The 8,436-nt window shown below is 64.2% G+C and carries 9 protein-coding genes; 3 read left to right on the top strand and 6 right to left on the bottom strand.

Annotated elements, in window-relative coordinates; translation table 11 throughout:
• Positions 1-26: 26 nt before the first annotated feature.
• Complete coding sequence (locus tag A5767_RS22440) at positions 27-617, bottom strand: SMI1/KNR4 family protein (RefSeq protein ID WP_080968204.1); 591 nt, start codon at positions 615-617, stop codon at positions 27-29.
• 246 nt (positions 618-863) lie between these two features.
• On the opposite strand from A5767_RS22440, the gene A5767_RS23990 reads away from it, so the two are divergent.
• The 3 genes from A5767_RS23990 (at position 864) to istB (ending at position 3,864) form a co-directional block, all read left to right on the top strand.
• Complete coding sequence (locus A5767_RS23990; RefSeq protein WP_156665120.1) at positions 864-977, top strand: transposase; 114 nt, start codon at positions 864-866, stop codon at positions 975-977.
• 710 nt (positions 978-1,687) lie between these two features.
• Positions 1,688-3,043: a Mu transposase domain-containing protein gene (locus A5767_RS04605; protein ID WP_064851781.1), complete on the top strand. Its 1,356-nt coding sequence runs from the start codon at positions 1,688-1,690 to the stop codon at positions 3,041-3,043.
• On the top strand, positions 3,040-3,864 hold the full coding sequence (gene istB / locus A5767_RS04610) for an IS21-like element helper ATPase IstB (RefSeq protein ID WP_064851782.1): 825 nt from the start codon (positions 3,040-3,042) through the stop codon (positions 3,862-3,864). The genes A5767_RS04605 and istB overlap by 4 nt, the downstream gene beginning before the upstream one ends.
• 422 nt (positions 3,865-4,286) lie before the next feature.
• Here the strand turns inward: istB and A5767_RS04615 are convergent, their stop codons facing one another.
• The 5 genes from A5767_RS04615 to A5767_RS04630 form a co-directional block, all read right to left on the bottom strand.
• Positions 4,287-5,747, bottom strand: a complete 1,461-nt coding sequence (locus A5767_RS04615) for an asparagine synthase C-terminal domain-containing protein (protein ID WP_059384743.1) — start codon at positions 5,745-5,747, stop codon at positions 4,287-4,289.
• A 2-nt stretch (positions 5,748-5,749) separates the two neighbouring features.
• Positions 5,750-6,529 carry an enoyl-CoA hydratase/isomerase family protein gene (locus A5767_RS04620; RefSeq protein WP_059384742.1) on the bottom strand — a complete coding sequence of 260 codons (780 nt, stop codon included), beginning with the start codon at positions 6,527-6,529 and terminating at the stop codon, positions 5,750-5,752.
• Between the two features lie 206 nt (positions 6,530-6,735).
• Positions 6,736-6,912, bottom strand: a complete 177-nt coding sequence (locus tag A5767_RS22985; protein WP_155418987.1) for a hypothetical protein — start codon at positions 6,910-6,912, stop codon at positions 6,736-6,738.
• Positions 6,909-7,421, bottom strand: coding sequence for a peroxiredoxin-like family protein (locus tag A5767_RS04625; protein ID WP_059384741.1), 513 nt, complete (start codon positions 7,419-7,421; stop codon positions 6,909-6,911). Before A5767_RS04625 ends, A5767_RS22985 begins: the two co-directional genes overlap by 4 nt.
• 145 nt (positions 7,422-7,566) lie before the next feature.
• Entirely contained in the window at positions 7,567-8,391 is an 825-nt protein-coding gene (locus A5767_RS04630; RefSeq protein WP_064851783.1) for a TauD/TfdA dioxygenase family protein, read from the bottom strand.
• Positions 8,392-8,436 lie beyond the last annotated feature (45 nt).

The raw sequence follows: 8,436 nt of genomic DNA on the forward strand, positions 1-8,436 counted from the left end.
CGTCGGAGGCTATCTACCGGGGATGATCACGACAATTCCCAGTCCAGCGTCCCGTCGTTGACCACCGGCATCCACCCGAAGCACGGTTCACTGTGTTGTACCGCGGAGGCCACCTCGTCGATAAGCGCATCGATCGAGGACCACATCATCATGCTCTGATCGGCATCTTCGCCGGCGAAGTCCCGTACACACCCGCTCTCTTCCCCGGCACGCGTGTCGACGACGAGGAGGTCCCCTTGATCGTTCTGAGCGATCGGGATATAGGCAGGCAAGTAGGTGAACGAGATCGTGCCTGCCGGTTCGTCGAGGAGCGCACTTCCGCCGAGGTCTTGGGTCATGTCCGCCCAGGTGGTCGTCATCGATGTCCATGCAGATGACACCCGATCCAGGGAAAGCGGCTCGAACGAGGGCAGGATCTGTGCAAAGGGTTTTCCCTCATTGGTGCCGTTGTGGAGACCGAACCATGTGCGGAGCTCTGTCGGCCACTGGCGTCCGGTCGCCGTTTCTGCTGTGACGAGCACGGATACCTCTGCCGGAGGGGAGATGGCAGAAGCTGTCACGGGCGCCTCCTTCACGCACCAGTCATACAGGCGTTGCCAGTTGCTTTCGAGGCTCATGATCGGACCCTACCGACCTGCGGACCCACACAGTCCCAGCTTGATACGACGGCGTGTTCGACGTGAGCGTCCAGTATTCCCCGTTCCACGCATTCGTAGGACGCGGCTTTTATCAGACATGCCCTGAATCGCCCCGAGTTCGGTGGAGGCTCGGCTATCTGGTTCCGGTCTCAGCGAGGACCGGTGTCTCACGGTAGTCCGCCGCCGTTTCGCCGGTTAGAAGCTCATCGCGCTCTGGGACGGGTCATGGCCCACCGGTCCCGGGGCATGACCGCCTGGCTGGCGACCCAAAGCAACTGGTTCCGCGTCGAACGCCTCCCGGCGTATGCGCCCGAACTCAATCCGATCGAACAGGTCTGAGGGAACATGAAATCCACCGAACTGACCCACCTGTGTTCCGGTACCCTCGACGAAGTCCGCACCCGACCGAGAACCGCCTGACCCGGATCAGCTCGAGCTACGACCTGGGCCTCGGTTTCCTCAACCACACCGGACTTTCCATAGTCCCCACTCACTCAATTACCGAAACATCTGTAATTGCAATTACAGTTTCCGACATCTCGAACCGCTGCGCCCTTCGTCATGTGACCGGCTTTCCCGGCCTCGGACTACTCGGGCGCCCGCGGGGGGGCCCTCGACGGGCGATGCATCTATCCCGCCTCGATGAACCGACTGCCCACAAAGCCGGGAGCCGTGACGGGTAGTTCCCGTGTTCACTGTGATTCGCTCGATGAAGTAAGAGCCCAACTGTGTCTTGAGGCAGTGCCACGAGAACATCGTAGATGTTACTCGTGACCTTCCGGCCGGCTTCAATAAACCGCCCAGGAGTTCCCACCGATCTCGGTAGCACGCCCCGCGGCCTGTCCAGATCCGCCAGGTTCGAGCAGGTGGCGCATTGAGGGACGTAACGACGCTGGTTCCTCGCGCACTCCTGATGGCGCTCATTGATCCTGCTCAGTCCTGCTCACCGAAAGTGCTCACCCGTGTGGCTCCGCCGATGAGGGCGGGTCTCCTTCGATGCTGGTGGTCTCTGACCACGCACCGGCTACTCGAAGGAGACCCGCTTTCTCATGTTGACATGGGAGGAAGACGTGGAGATCCACGCACTGCACAAACGAGGCTGGACGATCGCGGCGATCGCCCGGCACACCGGCCGAAACCGGCGCACCATCCGCAACTACCTGAACGGCACCACCACCCCCGGCGTGCGTAAACGCGCCGGCGCCGACCCGTTCGAGCCGTTCGTCGACTATGTGACAGCCCGCCTGGCCGAGGATCCGCATCTGTGGGCGCGGACCTTGTGCGACGAACTCGAGGACCTCGGCTACACCGCCTCGTATCAGACGCTGACCCGCCAGATCCGACAACGAAAGCTCCGGCCCGTCTGCGAGTCCTGCGCCTGCGCGACCGACCGGCCGAACGCGATCATCGAGCACCCACCCGGCGAGGAAACCCAATGGGACTGGGTCGAACTACCGAACCCACCCGCCGCCTGGGGGTGGGGCAAGACCGCCTACCTGCTGGTCGGCTCGCTCGCGCACTCCGGCCGGTGGCGTGGCGTGCTCGCCCCGGCAATGACCCAGCCGCATCTGATCGACGGCCTGGACCGGATCTGCCGCAAACTCGGCGGCCTGACCCGCACCTGGCGGTTCGATCGGATGGCCACGGTCTGCCACCCCGAGTCCGGGACGGTCACCGCCTCATTCGCCGGCGTCGCCAAGTACTACGGTGTCGTGCCGGCGATCTGCCCGCCACGGTCCGGCAACCGCAAAGGTGTCGTCGAGAAGGCCAATCACACTGCAGCACAGCGGTGGTGGAGGTCCGTGGCTGACGAGTTGACGGTCGAGCAGGCGCAGGCGAGCGTGGACAAGTTCTGCACCCTGCGCGCCGATGCCCGGATGCGCGCCACCGCCGACGGTAAAGCCTCGGTGCTGACCGTCGCCGCCCGCGAATCCCTGGCGCCGATGCCGAGCAGCCCGTATCCGGTGGTCATCAGCGAACCGCGGACCGTCTCCCGGCAAGCGTTGGTGGCCTACCGCGGCAACCGCTACTCGGTGCCCCCGGAACTGGCGGCAGCGCAGGTGCACGTCACCCGCAGGCTCGGTGACGAGGTGATCGACATCGTCACCGCCTCGCAGATCACCGTCGCCCGCCACCGGCTGGCTCCGGACGGGGCCGGGGTCATCGTGCGCGATCACGGACACGTCCACGCCCTCGAACAGGCCGCACTGGCCGGTGCCGCGGCCGGAGGCCGGCCGCACCGCCGCAAGGAACGCATCCCACCCGGCGCGGACGCTCGTGCTGCGGCAGAAGCATTGCGCACCAACACTACTGAGTCTCATTCACCGTCGACCTCTCCGGCCTCGCCGGTCATCGATCTGGCCGCCTACGAGCGTGCCGCCCGCGGAAGGAACACCCTGTCATGACCCCCAACCCCGACGCCACCACCGTCGCGGCAGCGAGTGTCTATCAGCGGCTGCGGGGTCACCTGGCGACGCTGAAGCTGCACGACGCCGCCGAAGCGTTGCCCTCGGTGCTCGACCGGGCGCAGAAACAGGGCCTGTCGATGACCGCGACCCTCGAACAATTGCTCTCGATCGAGGTCGATGCCACCGAAGCCCGCCGGCTGGCGGGGCGGTTGCGGTTCGCGTGCCTGCCGACCCCGGCCTCACTCGACGATTTCGATTTCGACGCCGCGCCCGGTCTGGATCGGGCGTTGATCGCCGAGCTGGGCTCCTGCCGGTTCCTGGAAACCGCGACGAACGTGCTGCTGATCGGGCCGCCAGGGGTCGGAAAGACCCATCTGTCGGTGGGTTTGGCGCGGGCTGCGGCGCATGCCGGTTACCGCACCTATTTCACCACCGCCGCGGATCTGGCGGCCCGCTGTCACCGGGCGGCGATCGAGGGGAGGTGGGCGACGACGATGCGGTTCTATGCCGGTCCGACGCTGTTGGTGATCGACGAGCTCGGCTATCTCCCGTTGCCGGGTGAGGCCGCATCTGCGTTGTTTCAGGTTGTCGCGCAACGGTATCTGAAGACGTCGATCGTGATCACCACGAACCGGGGTGTCGGTGAGTGGGGTGAGGTGCTCGGTGACACGACCGTCGCGGCGGCGATGCTCGACCGGCTCCTGCATCGTTCGGTGGTACTCAATCTCGACGGGGATTCCTACCGTCTACGTGATCACCATGCCCGGGCGGAAAAGCTCCGTCAGGCCACCACCGGGACCCGGCAACCGCTACAGTGAACACGCCCACAAGTGGGCACTTTCGTTGAGCACAAGCGAGCACCTTCGCTGAGCCGCATCACTCCTCCATATTTCGCTTGCCGCATCCGCACTATCTGGCAGTACATGCCATATCCCTGCGTTGTCAGGACTGCTCCCGCCTTCTCCAGCACCACCCGGATCCCGGGCTGCCCTCAGCTCCACCGACCTGCTACGACCAGGCCAACAGTGAAGGCCTCTCGCCTCCACTCGAATCACGGCGTCTCACAGCGCAAAACGAAAGCGCGCCAGATTCACATCAACTTGGCCGTTAACATCCGCCAGGGGCGACGGCGTAGCCCCTGGCGGATGCACCCGAGATTCCGGCCGATCCATCCGGACAACGGCAAAAAAGCTGGGCAAAACTGTCCCGTCCCCTGAAAAGTAACGGGTAGCAGGCCTTTTCAGCCTGCTGCGGCTCGCGGCGCGGCCAGCCGCGCGGCGCTGTCAGTAAGCGCCACGCGGCGTAGGGCTCGCTCGAAGAGAGACCAAGGGTCCGAGGGCTCTAACTCCCCATCCGCGGCCCGGTGTAGGAGTTCGGCGAAACAGGCCAGGTATACCGCGTGTCGGTCGGGCGTGCCCGTTTCCTTCTCTAGTCGGCTCATCACGCCGCCTTGGAGGCCTCCACCGTGGTGTACGGCGACCTTCTTTCGCCAGGCGATGGGTTCGGAAACGCGACGGCTCATCGCGGTACGGAGGTGGTACTTTTCCCGGCCCTCTCGGACTTTGCACTCGGGTGCGGTCTCCAACGCCACACACATCACGGGCCATGACCAGAAGGGATGATGGGTGGTGGTGCCATACGCGAGCGGCATCCGGTTTGAAAGCTCGTTACTGCGGCGTGTGCTGTCGACAGACGACAAGACCTGTTCGATCAGATCACCACGGTGGTCGAAGGGGCGATAGAGACCAGCGTTGATCAGATCGCTGCCGTAGCCGGTCAGCAAGACCTCGTCTGCAGGGATGGCACCGAGCCGCTGCACTGCTGTGGCAGTCAGCGCGACTTCAACGACCTCGGGGTCAGCGATGCCCAGCCACCGGATGGTTTCCGGAATCGACGAGATGATCTGATCTTCAGTCAGGTGGACAGGCACGAGGTCGATCCCGAGCTCTGCACAGAGTTCGGCGGCATCGGTGAGTTCGTCACCCCAGGGAGTTCCTACGCTGTATGGAGAGACAGACAGTCCGGCAGTGGCCGCGAGATAGGTCACCGTCCCCGAATCGATGCCGCCCGACAGTAGGGTGGCGTAGCTGGTACCCGCGGGAGTGGTCGCATCGATGCGATTGATTTCCGCGGTCAGGGCCTCGAGTTGGGCTTCGCCCGCGGCTAGCGGATCGTTCCGGTGCGGATTGTAGAAGTCCCCGAGCAGGTCGTACTCCTCGCCGACATCCATGAGCCAGTAACCGCCGGTATACCGGGTCCGCGACACGATACTGTGCTGCAGCCGGTTCACTTCGCGCAGCAGCGTGCCACGCTCATACCCAGTGGAGCCGCCGGTGAACTCGACGGGCATCCCGAGAGCGGGCAGCACGAGCGGCGCGAGTATCAGATCCGTGAAGTAGGCGAACAAGCCCTTCATCCGGTTGACTGCGTAGTAGACCGGGTTTTCGTTGAGCGCGGAGATGCGCACCGTGACGGCATCCGGATCGATACGGATCGCGGAGGACGTCATAGCGGCTTGGCTGTCAGAGTGTACTGACAGGGTGCCCACGTCGAGTACGAACGGCGGGTTGTCGGGGAGAACCGCCCCTCCGGGGCCCCGATAGTAGACCTGCAGGTCGCCGAGGTCGGCGTGCTGTGCTAGGTGGTTCAGGGCCGGGGCGGACGTGTTGGTGACGACGCACCATCTACTGACGGGAGGCATGGTCAGCCCTTTCCGATGATGCGGCGCATACGCTGCTGCGCTTCGCCTGCGGAGAAGGCGGTGCGGTGGGACCGCTTGCCCTCTTCGCGCACCCGTCGAAGGCCTTGGACATACGGGCCGTTGACTCGCGCTCGGGTCGACTGGACCGCGGCCACGGTGTAGCGGGCGATGCGTCGGCCGTGCTCCACGGCACGGTCCAAGAGCTCTTCGGGGGCCGTCACTTCGTGCAGAAGTCGGTCTGCGAGGGCTCGGTCAGCGGGCCATTCGGCACACGTGTAGAGCATGTCCTGCATCACACTGCGGCCGACCACCGTCTCCAGCATGTAGCCGCCGAAGTTGCAGGCGATGCCAACCTTGAACTCCGGCATCACGAGCTTCGATACGCTGCTCCCAATGCGCAGATCGCAGCAGAGCGCGATCTGCAGACCGACACCGATCGCGAAGCCGTCGATGGCGGCCACCACGGGCTTGGATATCCCGGCGATGGTGCTGTAGAGGTCTGTGATGTCGTCGATCCATGCATCGACCTCGTCGCCGCCGGAGAACTCCGAGACCTCGTTGAAGTCACCGCCAGCGCCGAAGGACCGGCCCGCCCCGCCGTACAGGACGACACACCGCACTTCGTCGTTACCGTCGAGATCCAGCATCAGCTGGGTCAGCTCGCGCATGCGCGCCCGACTGAACGGGTTTTGCTCGTGTGCCTGCGAGAACTCTACCAGGGCAACCCCTCCTGACAGGATCTCGCACTTCATGCTCGTCGTCCCGACTTCAGTCGTCGACATAATTCCTCCTCATGCAACTAGCGGACAAAGTGATCTGTTCGTAGAGAATCAAGGGGGCGTAACTGCCCCTGTGGCTCAGTACTCCAGCGGGCTGGGTCGATTTGCCTCATCCAGGCGATGACGCCGCCCTCAAGATGGACGGCATCGGCGAACGGGCCTGCCGTGCCACGCCCAGGACCGCGCGCGTATGGACACCGGTCTTGCCGTCACGCGCCCTGGGACACCATGCGAGCACCGGGGACGTTGACGATCTCCCGTTCGTGGTGTTCATGGATATCAATGAGGTCGATGGGAGCGTCCCAAGCGAGCAGCTTCTCCCGAAGCTCCCTGGGCGTGATTGCGGAGCGGGCGACGGCGGCCAGCGCCTGCTCACTGCGGCTCACAATTCGCCTCGGGCAGGGTAGTTGTTGTCGTTAATCCAGCGGATCGTCTCAACGACCTCGTCGAGGTGCGGTCGGAGGAACGGCATCGTGGTCTGAACCGCCGCGTACAGGGTGCCGTCCGGTCGGATGATGAATAGGCCCGGCTCACTGAACTCGTTTGGCTGGCCCTCCTTGATGGCCTTCGAGACGTGCAGGCCCCACTCCCGCATCGATTCGATACTAAGCCCGTAGCCGATCGGCACGCGGGTGATATCCCATTCCTCGACGGCCCGCTTAGCGCGGCCCTCGTCATCCCCGCTCACCGCCACCACTGAGGTCACTCCGACCTCAGCGAACTTGTCCATGAGGCTGTCGAGTTCCGTCACATGAGAGCGGCACATGGGACAGTGCACGCCCCGGTAGAAGACCACCAGGCTGAAGTTCTCAGGGTGTTGGTCTGCAAGGGCCCACCGGCTGCCGCCGACCAGAGGGACATCGAGGGTTGGCACAGGCTGTCGGGGCTTGAGCATATGAGGGCTCCTGTACGAAGACAACGGGTATCAAGCGTCGTGCGGGGGATCTGAACTGTCTTGCGATTGAGTCAACTTGCAGGGCGGAGGGAGGGAACAGACGGAAACCGGATCGGGAATTCGAGGGCCCCTCGGTACCGAGACACTAGGGGGCGCCGGACAGGGTCAACTGTCCCCGGAACAGGACACGGGTGCCGCCCTCGCTGATGGCGGTACGGCCGTGCAGCGTCCGCTGGTTGTCGATGATCAGCAGGTCTGCCACCTGCCAGGAGTGTATGTAGGTATAACGTTCCGAGCGCAGGAAGGTGTCGAGTTCTTCGAAGAACCGGTCGGAGCGCTCCTGGTCCATGCCCTTGACCCGGATCTCCCAGGAGCGCTGGGCGACGTCTAGGGGGAAGGCGGTCGCAAGGTTCAGAGACTTCACGCGGCCATAGTCGCGGGTTGTCGGGATCGTGTACCAGTCCTCGGGAACGGTGGGAAAGTAGCCACGCTCCTTCACCAGGTACTCGATCTCGTGCTCGTCTAGCACCCGGCGAAGGTGTACTGGCATCTCTTCCCAGGCGGTCAGTTGATCGCTGACATAGGTCGCACCGGAGCCCGGAATATCGGAGAACTCGGCCGCGTACAGAATGATTAGGTCGACACGCTCGCCCACCAGCAGTCCGTCCGTGTGGATGGGCAGAGGGCCGCGTCCCGTCACCACCTTCCCCTCGTCGCGGGAGGCGTTGAGTTTGAGTAGATCAGCCTGGCCCTCGCCGAACTTGTGGTCGACCGTGTCGCCGAGCGAGCGCACGAGGAGCTTGAAACCGTCCTCGTCCAGCTCGACGCCCCGGACCAGGGCGCACCCGCTCTCCAGTGCGGCCCGTCTGGCCCGCTTGGCCAGATCCTCGACGGAGCTTCCCGGGTTCCAAGTAAGAACCGCGCCCATACCGGACGGGGTCAGCGGCTGGTATCCGTTGTTTTCAGACATAGGTGGTTCCTTCTGTGGGTTGCCGCGCTGACGCAAGCTGTACGC

It is taken from the genome of Rhodococcus sp. 852002-51564_SCH6189132-a, from assembly GCF_001665495.1.
GTDB lineage: Bacteria > Actinomycetota > Actinomycetes > Mycobacteriales > Mycobacteriaceae > Rhodococcus > Rhodococcus pyridinivorans.

Coding starts and splice junctions, on each gene's coding strand:
- A5767_RS22440 (WP_080968204.1), bottom strand. CDS start 617: ATGAGCCTCGAAAGCAACTGGCAACGCCTGTATGACTGGTGCGTGAAG.
- A5767_RS23990 (WP_156665120.1), top strand. CDS start 864: ATGGCCCACCGGTCCCGGGGCATGACCGCCTGGCTGGCGACCCAAAGC.
- A5767_RS04605 (WP_064851781.1), top strand. CDS start 1,688: ATGTTGACATGGGAGGAAGACGTGGAGATCCACGCACTGCACAAACGA.
- istB (WP_064851782.1), top strand. CDS start 3,040: ATGACCCCCAACCCCGACGCCACCACCGTCGCGGCAGCGAGTGTCTAT.
- A5767_RS04615 (WP_059384743.1), bottom strand. CDS start 5,747: ATGCCTCCCGTCAGTAGATGGTGCGTCGTCACCAACACGTCCGCCCCG.
- A5767_RS04620 (WP_059384742.1), bottom strand. CDS start 6,529: ATGTCGACGACTGAAGTCGGGACGACGAGCATGAAGTGCGAGATCCTG.
- A5767_RS04625 (WP_059384741.1), bottom strand. CDS start 7,421: ATGCTCAAGCCCCGACAGCCTGTGCCAACCCTCGATGTCCCTCTGGTC.
- A5767_RS04630 (WP_064851783.1), bottom strand. CDS start 8,391: ATGTCTGAAAACAACGGATACCAGCCGCTGACCCCGTCCGGTATGGGC.